Annotated in this window: 1 pseudogene; it reads left to right on the forward strand. The window is 52.7% G+C overall.

Annotation, left to right across the window (positions count from 1 at the left end):
• Positions 1-468: pseudogene (locus CGZ75_RS24270) on the forward strand (transposase); the annotation flags it as partial.
• Positions 469-548: the final 80 nt, after the last annotated feature.

The following is a 548-nucleotide window of genomic DNA, read 5'->3' on the forward strand; positions in this document are numbered from 1 at the left end:
CTAATCCTCGATCTGGATTCCACCGTGGAGACCCTGTACGGGAATCAACAAGGAGCGGAAGTTGGCTTCAATAGTCAGAAGCGTGGGCGTAAGAGTTATCATCCCTTGCTTGTGTACGAAGGTCGATCGCGGATGCTGGTGAATGCCTCCTTGCGCCCCGGCAATACAAGCAGTTCCACCGATGTCCTGTCTTTCGCCCAGCAAACGCTGGATAGGCTCGCTTCCCACGACGTCCGCTATGCGCGGTTCGACAAAGGCTTTGGCGGCGAGGAGTTCTACGCCTTCTGGGAGTCCCGCCAGATCGGATACGTTGGCAAACTAAAATGGACAACACGTCTTCAGCAGCACGTACAAGCCTGCGAGCATTGGCAACGGTTTGTGGATGACGAATGGATTATTGAAGGCGTAACGGTCGCCTACCAAGCAACGAGTTGGGACAAGATGCGCCGTGTGGCTGTAATCCGCAAAATGGGGTCTGTCAAATCTTTTGTGTAAACTCTTTTAAGAGGCTGCTCCCTCGGGGAGCAGAATGAAATTCATTTGAGAAA

The organism is Paenibacillus herberti, from assembly GCF_002233675.1.
GTDB lineage: Bacteria > Bacillota > Bacilli > Paenibacillales > Paenibacillaceae > Paenibacillus_O > Paenibacillus_O herberti.